Source organism: Arthrobacter sp. 05L428 (assembly GCF_056397665.1).
In genome coordinates this window covers 85,986-104,845 of record NZ_JBFTNW010000007.1, presented here as the reverse complement: position 1 = coordinate 104,845, position 18,860 = coordinate 85,986, and the positions used below count along the sequence as shown (strand labels likewise).

Genomic DNA, 18,860 nt, shown 5'->3' with positions numbered 1-18,860 from the left:
TGCCGCCCAGGGCCGGCACCGGAGCAATCCGGTGTCCGGCCCTGAGCCGTGCATCACGTAGAATTAAGGCACTATGGCGAATTTCCCTGACTCCAGCACGTCCACTTCTTCAGCCGATGAGCCGAAGCGTGGCCTTTTTTCCCGCAAGCCCAAGGAAGCCAAGGCCAAGAAGCCGAGCCGGCTGAAGCAGATCAGGGAAGTCTTCCAGATGACCCGCCGCCACGATCCGATGGTCCCGTGGCTCATGCTGCTGGCGTTCCTCGGCGTCGTCGCGGTCAGCTTCCTCGTCGGGTTCCTGCTGGATAACTGGATCACGGGCCTGATCATCGGCATTCCGCTGGGCATTCTGGCCGCCACCCTGATCCTGTCCCGCCGCGCCGAGCGCGCCGCGTTCGCCCAGATTGAGAACCAGCCGGGGGCCTCGGGCGCCGCGCTGGGCACCCTGCGCCGCGGCTGGATCACCGAGGACCAGCCGGTCGCCGTCAACCCGCGCACCCAGGACGCCGTCTTCCGCGCCATCGGACGCCCCGGCGTCGTACTGGTCAGCGAGGGCCCCAGCCACCGGGTCAAGCCACTGCTCGACGGCGAACGCAAGCGCCTCGCCCGCATCCTGCCCAACGTCACCATCCACGTGATCGAGAGCGGCCGGGGCGAGGGCCAGGTGCCGATCAGCCAGGTCGCCAAGAAGATGGGCAAGATGAAGAACGAACTGACCAAGACCGAGGTCAGCACCGTTTCGAAGCGCATCTCCTCGCTCGGCAACCGCCTGCCGATCCCCAAGGGAATCGACCCCTACAAGGCCCGCCCCGACCGCAAGGCGGCCCGCGGCCGCTAGGGACGCCCGTTGGCCACAGCTTTCCCGGGGCGCCCCGGTTGCCGGCATCTTGCCGGGAGCCGGGGCGGTCCACTTTAACCCCTGCGTTATCCCTTACGACCGACCGTACGACGCCGGGCGCCGGCCCCAGCGCGCGGCACCGCCACAACCGAATCCGGAGACTGCCCCATGAAACTTCCCGCCAAGACCGCCGTGATCAGGATCTTCCGGATCCTGGCCGTCGCCGAAGCCTTCAGCTGGGCAGCACTGCTGGTGGGAATGTTCCTCAAGTGGGTGCTCCGGACCACCGAACTGGGCGTCGAACTGGCGGGGCCGGTCCACGGGGCGTTCTTCATCGGCTACGGCCTGTCCGCCCTGGCGCTGTGGCGGCTGCAGCGCTGGCCGTTCCGGGTGGCGCTGTTCGCAGGGCTCTCCGCGGTCCTGCCGTTCACCACCATCTGGTTCGAACGCTGGGCCGGCGGGCGCGGCTATCTGGCTGAAGGTCCGCACGGAGTCACATCGATCCCGGCCGAGGAAACAACCCGGGTCTAGAGTCAGCAGGGTCCGGTGGGATCACCTTGCGGCACCACGCCCGTCCATTCACCACAAACGGCCGCTTAGTCGGGTGCCATAGCGGCCATTTTCGGCAATTCGCAGCCGCTTTCGGCACAGAACAGCGGCGGATTCGTCCCCGAAGCCCAACCCCGCGGCGGCTACATCCGGACGAGCACCGTGTTCATGGCCTTGTCGTGCAGGCCGCGGTGGTCCGGGTCGAAGATGACGGCGGGAATCACCAGGCAAAGCAGCACGCTCCGGACCAGGGCCGGGAGCGGACCCGCCGGACCGCCGCCAAGCCGGATGACGTGGATCCCCATGATCCGGTGCCCGATGCTGTAGCCCAGGGTTCCGACCAGCAGGGCCTGTTCGACGGCGAACACCGCCAGCGTGGCCCAGGAGTTCCCGCCAAAAGCGAAGTTGCTGATCAACAGGGCGATCCCCCAGTCGATGCAGATGGCCAGGATCCGCCGGCCCGCGCGGGCAATCGAGCCGGGGCCGGACTCGGGCAGACCCAGCCGCTCCCCCGGATACTTGGAGATGCCGGACGTGTCCGGTCCGCTGAGCCACGAGCCTATGTCTTTACGATCAACCACCCCCCAAGCCTATCGGCTCCCGGGCGGCCCTCGGGGGTGTTCACCATCTGGACGCTGGGCGGTCACAGAGCGGACCCGGATAGGCCACACTGTGGACAGCGACTAGCTTTAACACGTCAGCGCATTCTGTAACCTGCCCGAAACAAAGCGGACACCGCGGGGAAATCCCGTGTCCTTAGGGTGGTAACAGTTGCTAGCGGCACCGTAGGCGGGGTGAACACTGCGTTTTCCCCGACGTCGGACTGCGCTGGACCACACGGCCTCACGGCCAGATCTTTCATATGCGTAAGGAGCATAGATGTTCAAGACTGCGGACGAAGTCCTCAAGTTCATCAAAGACGAAGACATCAAATTCGTTGATATCCGCTTCACCGACCTCCCGGGCGTTCAGCAGCACTTCAACGTCCCCGCCAAGAGTGTTGACGCGGACTTCTTCGTCAACGGCCAGCTTTTCGACGGATCGTCGATCCGCGGTTTCCAGGGCATCGCCGAGTCGGACATGCAGCTCATCCCGGACGTCACGACGGCGTTCGTTGACACCTTCCGCATCGAGAAGACCCTCGCGCTGAACTTCTCCATCGTGAACCCGCGCACGGGCGACCCGTACCACCGCGATCCCCGCGGCGTGGCCGAGAAGGCCGAGGCCTACCTGGCCTCCACCGGCATTGCCGACACCGCGTTCTTCGCCCCCGAGGCCGAGTTCTTCGTCTTCGACAACGTTCAGTACCAGTCCTCCCCGCAGGGCAGCTTCTACAAGATCGACTCCGAGGAAGCCCACTGGAACACTGGCCGCGAAGAAGAAGGCGGAAACCTCGGTTACAAGACCCCCGTCAAGGGCGGTTACTTCCCGGTCTCCCCGACCGACAAGCAGGCCGACCTGCGCGACGCCATGTGCATCGCGCTGGATGAGGCCGGCCTTGAGGTCGAGCGCAGCCACCACGAGGTCGGTTCCGCCGGCCAGGCTGAGATCAACTACAAGTTCACCACCCTGACCCACGCGGCCGATGACCTGCAGAAGTTCAAGTACGTCATCAAGAACACCGCCGATGCCTGGGGCAAGTCGGTTACCTTCATGCCGAAGCCGGTCTTCGGTGACAACGGCTCGGGCATGCACTGCCACCAGTCGCTGTGGAACGGCGGCGAGCCGCTCTTCTACGACGAGAAGGGCTACGCGGGCCTGTCCGACACCGCCCGCTGGTACATCGGCGGCCTGCTGAAGCACTCCTCCGCCGTCCTGGCCTTCACCAACCCGACGGTGAACTCCTACCGCCGCCTGGTCAAGGGCTTCGAAGCTCCGGTCAACATGGTGTACTCGCAGGGCAACCGCTCCGCCGGTATCCGCATCCCGATCACGGGCTCGAACCCGAAGGCCAAGCGCATCGAGTTCCGCGCTCCGGACCCCTCCTCCAACCCGTACCTGGCCTTCGCGGCCCAGCTGATGGCCGGTATTGACGGCATCCGCAACCGCATCGAACCGCCGGCGCCGATCGACAAGGACCTCTACGAGCTCCCCGCCGAGGAAGCCAAGGACATCCCCAAGGCCCCGGGCACGCTCGAGGAAGCCCTGGAAGCCCTGGCCGAGGACAACGAGTTCCTGCAGGCCGGCGGCGTCTTCACCCAGGACCTGATCGACACCTGGATCGAGTACAAGTACGAGAACGAGATCCGCCCGCTCTCGCTGCGCCCGAACCCGTACGAGTTCGAGCTCTACTACGGCGTCTAGCCCCGCAGACAAAAGGCCGGTCCGGAGGTTCGCGAAACCTCTGGGCCGGCCTTTTTTGTGTCATGTGCCGCTTAGCCGCGCTGTCCAGGCCGGGGCCAAGCCGCTTTGTGCCGCACCCGGAGATAATTAGCCGTCCGTCTCCGCCAATTCGAGGCTACGCTTGGTCCCAGGAACTACATCGAGGAGCGGTGATGTCCCGGTTCCGAAGCTTTGTACGCCAACACCTCGTGGCCGACGACCCGGCACCCGGCTACTCCCGCCTGGACCGCCGCGATGGCCTCGGGGAATCGGCGGCGGTTGCGGCGACGCCGGGCGAGCCAGCAGGATCCCCGACGGCGCCCACCCCCGCACCCGCCCCGGCAGACTCCCCGGACGCGGCTCTCGCCGCAATTGAGGAAAGACTCACGGCAGACGAGAACGAATTTGTCGGCGGCGTGGCCGACCAGTCCGCCCGGGACAGGCGCTACCTGCTAGCCCTCGTTGAAGAGCGGCGGACCGTGATTGAGCGGGTGGAGGAACTGGCTGCGCACCTGGACCGCCTCGCTCCCCATGACCGGCACTACTCCCGGCTCATCCGGGCAGCCCTCACCTCAGCGGATGACAATCGTCCCCCGGGCGACGAAACCTCCCACCCGGCGTAGTGGCGTGGCACAATCCCTCGTGTGGATATTGTGGAGTTTCTAGAAGCTCGAATCGATGAAGAAGAAGCAGAGCTCCGGCACGCCCCCGTTCCGGACCACTCCGCGTCTCCCCCGCTCGCCGCGCCAATGCGCGCCGAGTGTGCCCAGAAGCGGGAGATCCTGGCGCGCTGGAAGCGGGCCTCGGCGGACCTCTTCGACAGCACGGACGCCCAGGGCGAACTGGCCATGGCCCGCCGCGCCATGCTCAACATCCTCGCCGCAGGTTACGAGGACCACCCGGATTTCGACCCGGAGTGGGCCGCGACCCACGAATGAGTGCGGCGCGTTCCGCACGTAACCTCACAATCAGCAGCCCGGGCGGAATGTCTCGTGCGCCGGTCAAAACCCCCGGTACATGATCCGCTGCGGGCCGGCGTCGCCGCCCAGGTATTGCCCGCGGTCCTCGAATCCGGCCTTGCGGTAGGCGGCCTGACCGGCCGGGTTGGCCTCGTTGACGGACAGGACGACGCCGCGCTGCTCCCCGCCCAGCGCGGACGTGAGCCTGGCGGCTTCACGCACGGCCGCGGCAGCCGCGGCCGCACCGAATCCCCTGCCCTGCTGCCGCCGGTCCACGAGGAAACCGCGCAGCAGCCAGGCGGAATCGTCGTCGGCCCAGCCGGCGGCGCGTGCGGCCCCGGCCTGCAGGGTTGCTACGCCGACGGCCGAGCCGTTGGAATCCATGACATAGGGAAAGCGGCTACCCTCTTCGAGTCCCATCAGCATCATCCGCAGCGGATCCCCGACGAACTTCCGTTGCCCCTCGCCCAGCTCCAGTCCGGCGACCTCCCCGAGCTTGATGGCCCGGGCGTCGTCGTCGAGGTTCTTCAAGGCGATCAGCCACACGTGTTCAGACATATCAGAAGCGTATCCAAAGCCGGGCTGCCCCGCCGTCGGGCAGCCCGGCGGACAACGCCTAGAGGACCTTGGAGAGGAATTCCCGGGTCCGCGGCTGCTGCGGGTTGCCGAACAACTCCTCCGGAGCGCCCTGCTCGCAGATGACGCCGTCGGCCATGAACAGCACTCGGTCGGCCACTTCACGGGCGAAGCCCATCTCGTGGGTGACCAGCACCATCGTCATGCCCTCACGGGCAAGGTCCTTGATCACCTGCAGCACCTCGCCGACCATTTCCGGGTCCAGCGCGGATGTGGCCTCGTCGAAGAGCATGATGTCCGGGTTCATCGCCAGCGCCCGGGCGATCGCCACGCGCTGCTTCTGGCCGCCGGAGAGCGACGCCGGACGGGCATCGGCCTTCTCGGCGAGACCAACGCGCTCCAGCAGTTTCAGGGCGTTGGCCCGGGCTTCGTCCTTGCCCTGTTTCTTCGACTCCACCGGTGCCAGCATGATGTTCTCGATCACGGACATGTGCGGGAACAGGTTGAAGTGTTGGAAGACCATGCCGATGTGCCGGCGCACCTCGTTGATGTCCACCTTGGGGTCGGTCACGTCGAAACCGTCCACCGTGACGTGGCCGGCGGTTATGTCCTCCAGCTTGTTCAGGCAGCGCAGGAAAGTGGATTTGCCGGAGCCGGAGGGCCCGATCACGCAGACCACCTCGCCTTCGGCAACCTCCGCGTTGATGCCCTTGAGGACTTCATTGGCGCCGAAGGACTTCTTCAGCTCCCGGACGGAAATCTTGCTGGGTGCAGTGACTGCCGTGCTCATTTGTTGAACCTCTTATCCGCAACGTTGGCCAGCTTGGTCAGCAGCATGATCACCACGAAGTACAGGACCGCGACGATCAGCAGGGTTTCGGTGATCCGGAAGTTCCCGGCGTAGATCTGCTGGCCCTGGTAAAGCAGTTCGGCGAAGCCGATGGCGAGCAGCAGCGAGCTGTCCTTGAGCATGATGATGAGCTGGTTGATCAGGGACGGCGTCATGATCTTGAACGCCTGCGGGACCACGACTTTCTGCATGGATTTCGCGTAGCCCAGGCCCAGGCTGCGGCTGGCTTCGAGCTGGCCCGGGTCCACGGACTGGATGGAGCCCCGGACGATTTCGGTGATGTAGGCGCCGGCGTTGAGGCTGAGGGTCAGCACGCCGGCCACCCAGATGTCGATCGGCTGGCCGGTCAGCTGCGGGATGCCGAAGTAGAAGAAGAAGGCCCAGACCAGCAGCGGGGTCCCGCGGAAGATGCTGACGAAGGTGGTGGCGATCCCGCGCAGCAGCGCGCTCGTGGAGATCTTCATGAACCCCATGAAAAGGCCGATCAGCATGGCCAGGGCGAAGGAAATCGCGGTGACCAGGACGGTGTTCCCGAGGCCCTTCATCAGGGCGGGGAAGCTGTTGGCCAGCAGCTCCCAGAAGCTGGACTGGGCGGCCTGCGTGGGGTCCTTGAGGTACTTGTCCAGGATTTCCTGGTACTTGCCGCTGGACTTCAGCTCCGCCAACCCGGTGTTGAACGCCTTCAGCAGTTCCGGGTTCTTGCCCTTGTTGACGGCAAAACCGTAGGAGCCGCCCTTTTCCTTCTCGGACACGGCCTTGAGGCCGTTGTTCTGGCTGATCCCGTAGGCCAGCACCGGGTAGTCATCGAAGACTGCGACGGCGTTGCCGGACTTCACGAGTTCGTACATGGTGGCGGACTGGTCCAGGGACTTGACCGTGAAGCCGTACTTGCCGGCGATCGACTTGGCGAACGTCTCGCCCTCGCTGCCGGTCTTGGCGGTGACCGTCTTGCCCTTGAGGTCCTCGTAGCCCTCGATGTCCTTGTTGGACTTGGCGACGGCCATCTGGACGCCCGATTCGAAGTACGGGTCGGAGAAGTCGTAGATCTGCTTGCGGGGTTCCGTGATCGACATGCCGGCGATCACGCCGTCGACCTGGTTGGAGGACAGCGCCTGCAGGGCCGCGTTGAAGCCGAGCGACTTGATCTCGACGGCGAATCCCTGGCTCTTGGCGATCTCACGGATGATGTCCATGTCGATTCCGGTCAGTTCACCGCCGGCGTCACGGAATTCGAAGGGGGCGAACGTGGTGTCCGTGCCGATGACGAAGGTCTTTCCGGAAAGGCTCGACGGCGCGGCGGCCGGCTGGGCCCGGTCGACGGACTGGTGCGCTGCGGGTGCGGCCGCGGGGGCCGCGGCGGCACCTGAGGCACCGAAGAGCATGGCGGCGAAGGCCAGCAACGCTCCGATGACCGTGGCCGTCCGCGGCCGGGCGGCCCCGGTCTGCTGGAGTCTGGGCAAGTTAAACAACCCCTAGGTAAGTGCGGCAGCCGGTCCGGAGGACCGGCAAAGTACCCCTCGAGGCTACCCGCATTTGACCGACGGCGAGGCAGATGTCGGCCCGGCCGCCTACTGGCCGTAGAAGACGCGCTCGAAGACGGCCCGTGCCCGCCGGCTGAGCCGCAGGTAGTCCTCCTCAAGCTCGGCGGCGTTGCCGTGGCCGTAGCCGCACCAGCGGGCCACGGCTTCCAGGTCGCGGCGCGAGGACGGCAGCACGTCCGAGGCGCGTCCGGTCCAGATCACGTTGGCGGAGCGGATCCGGCTCGCTAGCCGCCAGGCCCGCAGCAGCAGCACCACTTCCCCGGCCTCCAGCAGCTCCAGGCTGGCGGCTGCTTCGAGGGCCTGGACGGTGGAAGTCGTCCGCAGCTCCGGGTGCCTGCCGGCATGCCGCAGCTGCAGCAGCTGCGCGAGCCATTCGACGTCGCTCAGGCCGCCGCGGCCCAGTTTCAGGTGCCGGGCCGGGTCCGCGCCGCGTGGCAGACGTTCGGACTCCATGCGGGCCTTGACCCGCCTGACCTCACGGACATCCTGCTCCGCAACGGTCTCCGGGTAGCGGATGGGATCGATCAGCGCTACGAAATCGGCGGCAAGTTCGTCGTCGCCGGCCATCGGCCGGGCACGCAGCAGCGCCTGGGCCTCCCAGATGAGGGACCAGCGGCGGTAGTACTCGGCGTAGGACTCCAGCGAACGCACCATCGGTCCGCTCTTGCCCTCCGGACGCAGGTCCGCGTCCACCATCAGCACGCGTTCGGCCAGGATGGCAGGTTTGAGCGGCTGGGTCAGCAGGCTGGAGAGCTTGCCGACAATCCGGGCTGCCTGCTGTTGCGCCTCGTCCTCCGGCACGCCGGGCAGGCCGCGGTGCACATACATGACGTCGGCGTCCGAGCCGTAGCCGATCTCGCGACCGCCCTGACGCCCCATAGCCACCACCAGCACCCGGGTTTTGAGTGGTTCCCCGGCGGCAACAACCGTCTCGGCCACCCGCAGGGCGCCGAGGACGGCGGCCCGGTCGGTATCGGCCAGGGCCGCGCCCACCTGGTCCTGGTCCAGCAGTCCGGCGCTGTCCGCGATGGCGATGCGCAGGATCTCCCGGCGCCTGATCAGCCGGATCAGGCGCATGGCGCTTTCCGGGTCCGAGTGCCGGGACATCTTGGAGGTGATCTCCAGCCACTGCGCCTCGTAGCTGAGCGGCGCCAGGTCCTTGTCCGAGCCGAGCCAGGCCACGGACTCTGGCGAGACCTCCAGCAGGTCCGAGATGAGCCGGGAATTGGAGAGCACATGGCACAGCCGCTCGGCCGCCGCCGTCGAATCCCGCAGCAGGCCGAGGTACCAGTGCGTGGTGCCGAGCGCCTCGCTGACCCGGCGGAAGGCCAGCAGCCCGCCGTCGGGGTCCACGCCCTCGGCGAGCCAGCCGAGCAGGATCGGCAGCAGCTGGCGCTGCAGCGCGGCGCGCCGGCTCACGCCGCCGGTGAGCGCCTCGATGTGCCGCATGGCGCCGGGAGGATCGAGGTAGCCGAGCGCGGCGAGCCGGCCTTGCGCGGCTTCGGGCGTGAGCTTGGCCTCCTCGCTGCTCAGCGCGGCCGCGGTGTTGAGCAGCGGCCGGTAAAAGATGCGTTCATGCAGTTCCCGCACGGAACGCTTGGTCTGGCGCCAGGCCTTGAGCAGCGCGTCCGGGTGCGGACGTTCGTTGGAGAACGGGCCCAGCACCGCCTTGGCGAGGGAACGCAGCGACGCTTCCTTGACGGGCATCAGGTGGGTGCGGCGCAGCTGGAAGAGCTGGATCCGGTGCTCGAGCAGGCGCAGGTACCGGTAGTCGCGGTCGAATTCCTTGGCGTCGGAGCGTCCGATGTAGCCGCCGGCGGAAAGCGCAGCGATGGCCGAGGTGGTGTCCCGGCAGCGCAGGGTTTCGTCGGATTTGCCGTGCACCAGCTGGAGCAGCTGGACGGTGAACTCGACGTCGCGCAGCCCGCCGCGGCCCAGTTTGATCTGCCGCTGCTCCTCCTCGGCCGGGATGTGCTCGGTGACCCGGCGGCGCATCGAACGGACCGACTCGACGAACCCTTCGCGGCCCGCGGAGGACCAGATCAGCGGCGCGACGGCGGCCTCGTAGCGGGCGCCGAGCCCGGCGTCGCCGGCGATGGTGCGGGCCTTGAGTAGGGCCTGGAATTCCCAGCTTTCGGCCCAGCGCGCGTAGTAGCTCTCGTGCGAGGCCAAGGTGCGCACCAGGGGCCCGGACTTGCCCTCCGGCCGGAGGTTGGCGTCGACCTCCCAGAGCCCCGGCTCCCGGCCGGTGGACATGATGGCCCGTGAAATCCCCGAGGCCAGGGCGGTGCCGATGGTGTTCGCCCGCGAGTCCTCCAGGGCGCCGGCGTCGATCACATAGATGACGTCGACGTCGGAGATGTAGTTCAGTTCGCGGGCGCCGCACTTGCCCATCCCGATCACGGCCAGACCGATGTCGGCCACGTCCGCTGCGCTGAACTGCTCCGCCGCCTCGGCCCGGGACACGGCCAGGGCTGCCTCGATCGCGGCGCCGGCCAGGTCAGCCAGTTCGGCCCCGACGGCGGGCATGAAGTCCAGCGGATCGGCGGCGCAAAGGTCTTTGATGGCGAGCTCCACGAGCCCCCGCCGGTACGCCGTGCGGAGGGCCTCGTACCCTTCCTGCCCGGTCACGGCCGCGACCGGACGGGCGGCCTTCGGGTCGGCGCGGACCGACTGCAGCAGCCGGGTGCGCAACCCGGCGGCGTCGGCTGCCTGCGGCTCGGGGCTGGCCGTCGTGTCGAAGGCGTCCAGGTGCTCGGGGTGCCGGATGAGGAACTCGCCCAGCGCCTCGGAAGCGCCGAGCACCCGGTAGAGCGGCTCGCTGCGGTCCGGCTCGGCCGCGGCCAGGTCCCGCAGCTTCGGGTGTTTCTCGATCAGCCGGACCAGGGACTGCAGAGCCGTGTCCGGGTTGGCGGCCAGCTGCAGCCCGGCAAACAGGGCATCCTCGTCCAGGCCCGCCAGCTCCGGGGCGGCCAGGAACCGCTCGCCCTTGTCCAGGTCGTTGAAACCCGCGGCGATGAGGCGCCGTGCCAGGCTCACCGCGGCCGCCTAAAGGATGGCCAGGTTGCGCTGCAGCTCGTAGGGCGTCACCTGGAGGCGGTAGTCCTGCCACTCGGCCCGCTTGTTGCGCAGGAAGTGCTCGAAGACCTGCTCGCCCAGGATCTGCGGCATGAGCTCGGAATCCTCCATGGTCCGGATCGCGTCGTGCAGGCTGGCCGGCAGCGGATCGTGGCCCATGGCACGGCGCTCGGCCGAGCTCAGCGACCAGATGTCGTCCTCGGCGGCGGCGGGCAGCTGGTAGCCCTCTTCGATGCCCTTCAGCCCGGCACCAAGCAGCACGGCGTAGGCGAGGTAAGGGTTGGCGGCCGAGTCGATGCCGCGGTATTCGATCCGCGCGGACTGGCCCTTGCCGGGCTTGTACAGCGGAACCCGGACCAGGGCCGAGCGGTTGTTGTGGCCCCAGCTCAGGTAGCTGGGCGCTTCTCCCCCGCCCCAGAGGCGCTTGTAGGAGTTCACGAACTGGTTGGTCACGGCGGTGAATTCGGGGGCGTGCTTGAGGATGCCGGCGATGAACTGCCGGGCCGTTTCGGAGAGCTGGAATTCCGCCCCGGCTTCGTAGAAGGCGTTGGTGTCGCCCTCGAACAGCGAGAAGTGCGTGTGCATGCCGGAGCCCGGGTGCGCGGTGAACGGCTTGGGCATGAAGGTCGCGTAGGTCCCCTGCTGCAGCGCGACCTCCTTGATCACGGTGCGGAAGGTCATGATGTTGTCCGCGGTCTGCAGGGCGTCCGCGTAGCGCAGGTCGATCTCGTTCTGCCCCGGGCCGGCCTCGTGGTGGCTGAACTCGACCGAGATGCCCACCGACTCCAGCATGGTCACGGCGGTCCGCCGGAAGTCCTGCGCCACGCCCCCGGGAACGTGGTCGAAGTAGCCGCCCTCGTCCACCGGAACCGGTGCGCCGTCCGGGCCCGGCTGCTGGGACTTGAGCAGGTAGAACTCGATTTCGGGGTGGGTGTAGCAGGTGAAGCCCATGTCCGCGGCCTTCGCGAGGTTGCGCTTGAGGACGTTGCGCGGATCCGCTGCGGAGGGCTCGCCGTCGGGCGTCAGGATGTCGCAGAACATCCGCGAGGTCGCTTCCGTCTCACCGCGCCACGGCAGGATTTGGAAGGTGGAGGGGTCCGGCTGGGCCAACATGTCGGATTCGAAGACGCGGGCCAGGCCCTCGATCGAGGACCCGTCGAAGCCCAGGCCCTCCTCGAAGGCGCCTTCAACTTCGGCCGGGGCGAGGGCCACAGACTTCAGCGATCCCACGACGTCGGTGAACCACAAGCGCACAAAGCGCACGTCACGCTCTTCGATCGTCCGCAGGACAAACTCTTGCTGGCGGTCCATGGTGCCTCTTTCCGGGTCTACGTCCGTGCCCCGGACCCGTCCCGACTACTCGTCCTGGCTGGCGCCCGCAGCTGCTCTCGAATCACTCTACTAAGCATTCCCGGGGATTGCTGGCGTAGCGCACCGGCGTAACACACCGTTAACACAACGGCCGCCGAACCGCCGCTTGGGTGTCCCTCCTGAGGTGCCCGGACGCCCCGTTTGTGACGGCTATCACCGAGCCGGCGGGGCCGCCCGGTAGCTAGGACGCCGGGTATCGCACTACGCTCGTGGCATGGCCCCCAGCAACAGCCCCGATTCCAGCACGTCCGCAGAACTCGCTGCCCCCTACGGCAATGGCCCCGCAACGGGCGCGGCCGGCGCAGGCCAGGAGCCGGCGCCGGACAGCGCCGCCAAAGACAGCGCCGCCAAAGACACTGCCGCCAAACCCGCCGGCCGCATCCGCACGCACCACCTGCGCCAGGCCAAGCTCAACGGTGAGCGCTTCGCCATGCTGACGGCTTACGACCAGTACACCGCCGAGATCTTCGATGCGGCCGGCATCGAGGTGCTGCTGGTCGGAGATTCGGCCTCCAATAATGTCTTCGGCAATGAAACGAGCCTGCCCGTCACCGTGGACGAGCTGATCCCGCTGTGCCGCGCGGTAACCCGTTCCGCGCGGCGCGCCCTCGTGGTGGCCGACCTGCCTTTCGGCAGCTACGAGGTCTCCGCCCAGCAGGCAGTGGCGACGGGCGTGCGTTTCCTCAAGGAAGGACTCGCGCACGCGGTCAAGATCGAGGGCGGCAAGTTCTATGCCGAGACCGTCCGGGCCATGGTCCAGGCCGGCATCCCCGTGATGGCGCACATCGGCTTCACGCCGCAGAGCGAGCACGCCCTCGGCGGCTACCGGGTCCAGGGCCGCGGCGACGACGCCCAGCGGCTGATCGACGACGCCGTCGCCCTGGCCGACGCCGGCGCGTTCTGTGTGCTGATGGAAATGGTTCCGGCGCCGACGGCGGCCGCCGTGGACGCCGCCGTCGAGGTCCCCACGATCGGCATCGGCGCCGGCAACGCGACCACCGGCCAGGTGCTGGTGTGGCAGGACATGGCCGGGCTGCGCGGCGGAAAGATGGCCAAGTTCGTCAAGCAGTACGCGGATCTGCGGACCACACTCAGCGACGCCGCGAAGGCCTACGGCGACGACGTCCGATCAGGCCACTTCCCCGGCCCGGAACATTCCTTCTAACTGCAAAGCAACGGGTTCCAGCAGGGGCCGGAGCTGCCGGCACAGCGCTTCAACGTCCACTGCGCCGGCAGCGTGGACTTGCCGGAGCCGGTCAACCCGTGAACCAGGAGGACAACGGGAGCCGGCACGCCGTTACGCGTCGTCGTCGCCCTTTTCCCAGGCCTCGTTGCGGGCCTTGACCTTTTCGAGGGCGTGTTCGGCTTCCTCGCGGGTCTTGTAGGGGCCGATCAGCTGGCTCCAGTCGGACATGGCGTCTTCCTCGATCTCGTGGGTGTTGACGTTGTACCAGTATTCGGTCATCGGGGCTCCTTCTGCGTGTGCCTGGTTCCGGCTGTTTTTCCGGATGCATTTTCCGCTGTATTTTCCGGGCTGCGCCCGGGGGCTTATAGAATCAATCTATGCCTTCCCTCACCTCGACTGCACCCATCGGCACCCTTGTCCCGGGAACAGTCAGCCCGCAGCTTGCCGTGCCGGCGTCCATACCGCGCCCTGAATACGTCGGCAAGCCTGCTCCGGCCAAGTTCACGGGCTCAGAGGTCAAGTCAGCCGAGACCATCGAGAAGATCCGGATCGCCTCACGGATTGCCGCCCAGGCCATCGTGGAGGTCGGCAAGCACATCGTCCCCGGCGTCACCACCGACCAGCTGGACAAGGTGGGGCACGAATTCCTGCTCGACCACAACGCCTACCCGTCCACCCTCGGCTACCGTGGTTTCCCCAAGTCCCTGTGCTCCTCGCTCAACGAAGTGATCTGCCACGGCATCCCGGACAGCACCGTGGTCCAGGACGGCGACATCCTGAACATCGACATCACGGCTTTCATCGGTGGCGTGCACGGCGACACCAATTACACCTTCCTCGTGGGCGACGTCGACGAGGAGTCCAGGCTGCTGGTCGAACGCACCGAAGAGTCCCTGCGCCGCGCCATCCGCGCCGTGGCCCCGGGCCGCGAAATCAACGTGATCGGCCGGACCATCGAGTCCTACGCCAAGCGATTCGGCTACGGCGTAGTCCGGGACTTCACCGGGCACGGCGTCGGTGAGGCCTTCCACACCGGGCTGATCATCCCGCACTACGATGCCGCCCCGGCCTACAACACCGTCATGGAGGCCGGCATGGTCTTCACGATCGAGCCGATGCTCACGCTGGGCACGGTCGAATGGGACATGTGGGCCGATGACTGGACGGTGGTGACGCGCGACCACAAACGGACCGCACAGTTCGAGCACACCCTGCTGGTCACGGAGTCCGGCGCCGAAGTCCTGACCCTGCCCTGATCCCCGCACCGCCTTTCAAAAATCAACAACAAGACCCACCCCGCCCCTGCCACGAACGGAACAACATTGGCCAAGAAGGACGAGAAGTCGAAGAAGAACGCACCGCTGATCGGCATCGACATCGGTGGCACCGGCATCAAGGGCGGAATCGTTGATCTGAAGAAGGGCAAGCTCGTCGGCGACCGGCTCCGCGTGCCCACCCCGCAGCCGTCCACTCCGGAGGCCGTTGCCGAAGTCGTGGCGCAGGTGGTAGCGGAGCTGTCCAAGCGTCCCGACGCCCCCGCAGCCGACTCTCCGGTCGGCGTGACCTTCCCTGGCATCATCCAGCACGGCGTGGTCCACTCGACGGCGAACGTCGACAACTCCTGGCTGAACCTGGACATCGATGCCCTGCTCACCGCACGGCTCGGCCGCCCGGTCGAGGTCATCAACGACGCCGACGCCGCCGGCCTGGCCGAGGCCCGCTACGGTGCCGGCGAAGGCATCTCCGGCACCGTCCTGGTGATCACCCTCGGCACCGGCATCGGCTCCGCCTTCATCTTCGACGGCAAGCTCGTCCCCAACGCCGAACTGGGCCACTTGGAAATCGACGGTTTCGACGCCGAGAGCAAGGCCTCCGCCGTCGCCCGTGAGCGCGACGGCCTGAGCTGGGCCGAATACAGCGTGCTGCTGCAGCGCTACTTCTCCCACGTCGAGTTCCTCTTCTCCCCGGAACTGTTCATCGTGGGCGGCGGTATCTCCAAGCGGGCCGACGAATACCTGCCGCACATGTCGTTGCGCACGCCGATCGTTCCGGCCGAGCTGAAGAACGACGCCGGCATCGTGGGCGCGGCCATCGAGGTCGCCCTCACGCACAAGCTGGCCAAGTAGTCCCGGACGCACAACAACCCAACTGACTGGCACTAGGTGTCGTTTTGAACGCTCAAAGCGACAACAACTGCGAGTCAGTTGGGTTGGAGCCGGTGGTGGCCGCGGCTTCCCCTCCGCTGCCACCACCGGAACTTGGTTGAGCCTAGAGCGGGCTCTTCTGCGAGCTCTTGCCTTCCAGCCCCTTGGACTCGGCCTCATGGCGGAGCAGGGCGATGGCGGACTCGAAGTCTTCCAGCGATTCGAAGGCCTGGTACACACTCGCAAAGCGCAGGTAGGCCACCTCATCGAGGCGCTGCAGGGGGTTGAGGATCGCGAGGCCCACCTCATGGGCATCTATCTCGGCTGCGCCGGAGGCCCGGATGGTCTCCTCGACTTCCTGGGCCAGCATGGCGAGGTCGTCTTCGGTGACGGGGCGGCCCTGGCAGGCCTTACGAACGCCGTTGATGACCTTGCTGCGGCTGAACGGCTCGCCGACGCCGGAGCGCTTGATCACGGTCAGGCTAGTGGTTTCCACCGTGGTGAACCGGCGTCCGCATTCGGGGCACTGCCGGCGGCGCCTAATGGCGGAGCCGTCGTCGGCGATGCGGCTGTCCACCACGCGCGAATCAGGGTTACGACAGAACGGGCAATACACGTCGGTTCCTCCCCTGCCGCAAGCTGGATCCCTGTAGAGAGCCGAGGCACCACGTTTGGTGCTTCCGGGATCAGTTTACGACTAGATGTTGCTGAATAACAAGCCTGTAATTACTACATGTTGTGGTTGGGCGCTGTTCCGGCGGACTGCCCGCCAGCCGCCCTAACTGCTGGCCGAGAACCGTGCGGTGACTGCTTCGCCGTGAGCAGGCAGGTCCTCCGCGACGGAGAGGCTGACGATGTGCCTGCTGACCTCCTCCAGCGCGCTCCGGCTGTAGTTGATCACCTGGATGGCGCGCAGGAACGTGGTCACGTTGAGCCCGGAGGAGAACGCGGCCGTTCCGCTGGTGGGCAGCACGTGGTTGGAACCGGCGCAGTAGTCGCCCAGGCTGACCGGGCTGTAGTCCCCCACGAAGATGGCGCCGGCGTTGCGGATCCGGGCGGCGACGCCGGCGGCGTCCGCGGTCATGATTTCGAGGTGTTCAGCCGCGTAGGCGTCGCAGGCAGCGATGCCCTGCTCAAGGTCCTCGACCAGCACGACGCCGGACTGCGGACCGGACAGGGCCTGCCGGACCCGGGCGCTGTGCTTGGTCGCGGCGGCCTGGAGTTCGAGCTCGCGGCGGACGGCGGCGGCGAGTTCCTCGGAGTCGGTGATCAGCACGGAAGCGGCCTGCGGGTCGTGCTCGGCCTGGCTGATCAGGTCGGCCGCGACGAGGCCCGGGCGCGCGGTGGCGTCGGCCAGGATGGCGATTTCGGTGGTGCCGGCCTCCGAGTCGATTCCCACCACACCCTTCACAAGCCGCTTGGCGGTGGCCACGAAGATGTTTCCGGGTCCGGTGACGACATCGACCGGGTCGATACCGGCGTCGATGCCGGCGGCAGCGCCGGTCCCGGTCCCGGTTCCGGTCCCGGTTCCGGTTCCACCGGGGATGCCGTAGGCGAACGCTGCAATGGCCTGGGCGCCGCCGATCGCATAGACCTCCTCAATGCCCAGCAGGCATGCCGCCGCCAGGATCGTGGGGTGCGGGAGGCCGCCGAAGTCCTTTTGCGGCGGCGAGGCCAGGGCAATGGATTCCACGCCTGCTGCCAGCGCCGGGACCACGTTCATGATGACCGAGGAGGGGTAGACCGCCAGACCGCCGGGGACGTAGAGCCCGACCCGGGCCACCGGGACCCAGTTCTGGCTGACCACGGCACCTTCGCCGAGTTCGACGTCGGTGTCGGCCGGACGCTGAGCGTCAGCGAAGCGGCGTGCCCGGCGGATGGACTCCTCCAGGGCGGCGCGCACTGCGGGGTCCAGGCCGTCCAGGGCTGCCTTGAGGGCTTCGGCGGGAACCCGCGGGTGGGCTTGTTCGACGCCGTCGAAGTTCAGCGCCAGCTCGCTCAGCGCCTCGAAGCCGCGCGTCCGGACCGACGAAATAATGTCCAGGACCTTTTGCTCCGCGTCGGCCACGGTGCCGTGCTGCGCCCGCGGAACGGCGGCGCGGAGCCCGGCGAGGGACAACCGCTGCCCGCGCACGTCCACGGTGCGGAAGTTGAGGGCGGAGGGAGCGGAGGGCACAGGGCTGTCAGCAGTTGGAGTCACTCGTCCATTTTACGCTCCGGCGCGGTGCCCCCGGACGCCGGCTTGGGCTCCGATGAGCCAAACACTGTGGAGAGGAAGATCGCGAGGGCGATGGCGGCAGGCCAGATGACCAGCATCGCGTAGGCCCGGAGCGAGAAGGCGATGCTGGCGCTGGCCGAAGTATCCACCGGAGCGCTCCACCAGGTTCCGGCGAGCACGCCGGTCCCCCAAGCCAGCAGGGCCCCAACGGCACCCGCGGCGACGGCCAGGACCACCGTCGCGGTTCCCAGCCGGGCGGGCCGGTTGCCGGCAATGAAGATCCCGGACAGGCAGCCGGCCAGCAGGAACAGCCCGGCCAGGACAAGGTCCCGCGGCAGCCACGTTTCGGGGTTGCTGCCGGCGGCCAATGCCGGGTCCCGGGTAATGAGGTTCAGCCCGGTCGGCGCCAGCAGCCACCACAACAGTCCCACCGGAACACCTGCAGCGGCGATCACGGCCAGCCCCGTCCACGGCACGGACGCGCCCGGCCGGCCGGGCGCGGCAGGCCAGGGTCCGCCGTCGTGGTCGTGAACGGGCACGTGCACCGCAGGTTGTGTCATGCAACAAACCTTAACAAAGGATCCGGCGGCGCCGGACATTACGCCGCCGCACGGGACGTGACGCCCGGATCCCTCCCGGGCGCCGGCCGAATACCGCAGGCGGCGCCCGCAGGAATACGCTGGCAGTGAGCACCAGTCGCAGAACAGCAGGGAGATGACCCACCGTGGCCTCAGCCGAAGAAGCCTTCGAAGGAACGTTTAAGGAAATGTTCCGCCGCCATGCGGCCGGAGTCGCCATCATCACCGTGAACTACGACGGCGTCCCTTACGGTTTCACCGCAACCTCGGTGGCGTCCCTGTCGGCCAAGCCGCCCCGGTTCACCTTCAACATGGCGCGGACCTCACGCTCCTGGCCCGCCGTCGCGAATTCCGGCTACATCGGCGTGCACATGCTGGGGTTGGGCAACCAGCAGCTCGCCGACCGCTTCGCCCGCTCCCGGGACCGCTTCGAGGGCGACCATTGGGAGCTCGGGCCCCATGAGGTGCCCATCCTCAAGGATGTCTCCGGCTGGCTGATCGGCAAGATCCAGATGCGGCTCTCTTTCGAAAACAACGCGGTAGTGGTCGTCGAGGTGGTCGACGGCGCGATCGGCGGCGAGGGCGCGCCGCTGCTCTACCACGGCGGCAGCTACGGCCAGCCGGTGCCGCTCGACTACGAAATCTAGGCCGCC

At 67.4% G+C, this 18,860-nt stretch carries 19 protein-coding genes; 9 read left to right on the top strand and 10 right to left on the bottom strand.

The annotated features are described in order from the left end of the window. The first annotated feature begins 73 nt into the window (after positions 1-73). Entirely contained in the window at positions 74-835 is a 762-nt protein-coding gene (locus tag AC1DH3_RS13410; RefSeq protein WP_175321643.1) for a DUF4191 domain-containing protein, read from the top strand. Between the two features lie 168 nt (positions 836-1,003). Beyond that, complete coding sequence (locus AC1DH3_RS13405) at positions 1,004-1,366, top strand: DUF3817 domain-containing protein (protein ID WP_476909511.1); 363 nt, start codon at positions 1,004-1,006, stop codon at positions 1,364-1,366. Between the two features lie 161 nt (positions 1,367-1,527). Here AC1DH3_RS13405 and AC1DH3_RS13400 read toward each other — a convergent pair whose 3' ends face one another. Next, entirely contained in the window at positions 1,528-1,965 is a 438-nt protein-coding gene (locus tag AC1DH3_RS13400) for an RDD family protein (RefSeq protein ID WP_441418860.1), read from the bottom strand. 298 nt (positions 1,966-2,263) lie between these two features. On the opposite strand from AC1DH3_RS13400, the gene glnA (AC1DH3_RS13395) reads away from it, so the two are divergent. The 3 genes from glnA (AC1DH3_RS13395) to AC1DH3_RS13385 all read left to right on the top strand — a co-directional run bounded on the left by glnA (AC1DH3_RS13395) (position 2,264) and on the right by AC1DH3_RS13385 (position 4,644). Then, entirely contained in the window at positions 2,264-3,688 is a 1,425-nt protein-coding gene (glnA, locus tag AC1DH3_RS13395; RefSeq protein ID WP_138769611.1) for a type I glutamate--ammonia ligase, read from the top strand. Positions 3,689-3,879: 191 nt separating this feature from the next. Then, on the top strand, positions 3,880-4,329 hold the full coding sequence (locus tag AC1DH3_RS13390) for a hypothetical protein (protein WP_476909510.1): 450 nt from the start codon (positions 3,880-3,882) through the stop codon (positions 4,327-4,329). A 30-nt stretch (positions 4,330-4,359) separates the two neighbouring features. Beyond that, positions 4,360-4,644: a DUF6221 family protein gene (locus tag AC1DH3_RS13385; RefSeq protein ID WP_441418862.1), complete on the top strand. Its 285-nt coding sequence runs from the start codon at positions 4,360-4,362 to the stop codon at positions 4,642-4,644. Positions 4,645-4,707: 63 nt separating this feature from the next. Here the strand turns inward: AC1DH3_RS13385 and AC1DH3_RS13380 are convergent, their stop codons facing one another. From AC1DH3_RS13380 to glnA (AC1DH3_RS13360), 5 genes are all read right to left on the bottom strand, one after another. Then, the gene (locus tag AC1DH3_RS13380) at positions 4,708-5,223 is read right to left on the bottom strand and encodes a GNAT family N-acetyltransferase (RefSeq protein WP_441418863.1); all 516 of its coding nucleotides are present in this window, start codon (positions 5,221-5,223) and stop codon (positions 4,708-4,710) included. 58 nt (positions 5,224-5,281) lie between these two features. Beyond that, positions 5,282-6,031 carry an amino acid ABC transporter ATP-binding protein gene (locus AC1DH3_RS13375; RefSeq protein ID WP_441418864.1) on the bottom strand — a complete coding sequence of 250 codons (750 nt, stop codon included), beginning with the start codon at positions 6,029-6,031 and terminating at the stop codon, positions 5,282-5,284. Continuing rightward, positions 6,028-7,473, bottom strand: a complete 1,446-nt coding sequence (locus tag AC1DH3_RS13370) for an amino acid ABC transporter substrate-binding protein/permease (protein WP_441418934.1) — start codon at positions 7,471-7,473, stop codon at positions 6,028-6,030. Before AC1DH3_RS13370 ends, AC1DH3_RS13375 begins: the two co-directional genes overlap by 4 nt. A 186-nt stretch (positions 7,474-7,659) precedes the next feature. Then, entirely contained in the window at positions 7,660-10,671 is a 3,012-nt protein-coding gene (locus AC1DH3_RS13365; protein ID WP_476909509.1) for a bifunctional [glutamine synthetase] adenylyltransferase/[glutamine synthetase]-adenylyl-L-tyrosine phosphorylase, read from the bottom strand. Positions 10,672-10,680: 9 nt separating this feature from the next. Next, positions 10,681-12,021, bottom strand: a complete 1,341-nt coding sequence (glnA, locus tag AC1DH3_RS13360) for a type I glutamate--ammonia ligase (RefSeq protein WP_138769615.1) — start codon at positions 12,019-12,021, stop codon at positions 10,681-10,683. A gap of 274 nt (positions 12,022-12,295) precedes the next feature. Here glnA (AC1DH3_RS13360) and panB point away from each other — a divergent pair, with 274 nt between their 5' ends. Next, complete coding sequence (gene panB / locus AC1DH3_RS13355; RefSeq protein WP_441418866.1) at positions 12,296-13,246, top strand: 3-methyl-2-oxobutanoate hydroxymethyltransferase; 951 nt, start codon at positions 12,296-12,298, stop codon at positions 13,244-13,246. A 132-nt stretch (positions 13,247-13,378) separates the two neighbouring features. On the opposite strand, the gene AC1DH3_RS13350 is transcribed toward panB, so the two are convergent. Then, positions 13,379-13,546 carry an SPOR domain-containing protein gene (locus AC1DH3_RS13350; RefSeq protein ID WP_175321618.1) on the bottom strand — a complete coding sequence of 56 codons (168 nt, stop codon included), beginning with the start codon at positions 13,544-13,546 and terminating at the stop codon, positions 13,379-13,381. A 98-nt stretch (positions 13,547-13,644) separates the two neighbouring features. Here AC1DH3_RS13350 and map point away from each other — a divergent pair, with 98 nt between their 5' ends. Together map and ppgK are read left to right on the top strand one after the other, a co-directional pair. After that, on the top strand, positions 13,645-14,523 hold the full coding sequence (map, locus tag AC1DH3_RS13345; protein WP_441418867.1) for a type I methionyl aminopeptidase: 879 nt from the start codon (positions 13,645-13,647) through the stop codon (positions 14,521-14,523). Between the two features lie 66 nt (positions 14,524-14,589). Continuing rightward, complete coding sequence (ppgK, locus tag AC1DH3_RS13340) at positions 14,590-15,393, top strand: polyphosphate--glucose phosphotransferase (RefSeq protein WP_441418868.1); 804 nt, start codon at positions 14,590-14,592, stop codon at positions 15,391-15,393. Between the two features lie 142 nt (positions 15,394-15,535). Here ppgK and nrdR read toward each other — a convergent pair whose 3' ends face one another. The 3 genes from nrdR to AC1DH3_RS13325 all read right to left on the bottom strand — a co-directional run bounded on the left by nrdR (position 15,536) and on the right by AC1DH3_RS13325 (position 18,189). Next, entirely contained in the window at positions 15,536-16,027 is a 492-nt protein-coding gene (gene nrdR / locus AC1DH3_RS13335) for a transcriptional regulator NrdR (protein ID WP_175321615.1), read from the bottom strand. A gap of 162 nt (positions 16,028-16,189) precedes the next feature. Next, positions 16,190-17,611 (bottom strand): histidinol dehydrogenase, encoded by a 1,422-nt coding sequence (hisD, locus tag AC1DH3_RS13330; protein WP_476892742.1) that lies wholly within the window; start codon positions 17,609-17,611, stop codon positions 16,190-16,192. Then, positions 17,608-18,189, bottom strand: coding sequence for a hypothetical protein (locus AC1DH3_RS13325; RefSeq protein ID WP_441418870.1), 582 nt, complete (start codon positions 18,187-18,189; stop codon positions 17,608-17,610). The genes hisD and AC1DH3_RS13325 overlap by 4 nt, the downstream gene beginning before the upstream one ends. A 206-nt stretch (positions 18,190-18,395) precedes the next feature. Between AC1DH3_RS13325 and AC1DH3_RS13320 the strand changes: the two genes are divergently transcribed. Next, positions 18,396-18,854 (top strand): flavin reductase family protein, encoded by a 459-nt coding sequence (locus AC1DH3_RS13320; RefSeq protein WP_175321743.1) that lies wholly within the window; start codon positions 18,396-18,398, stop codon positions 18,852-18,854. Positions 18,855-18,860 lie beyond the last annotated feature (6 nt).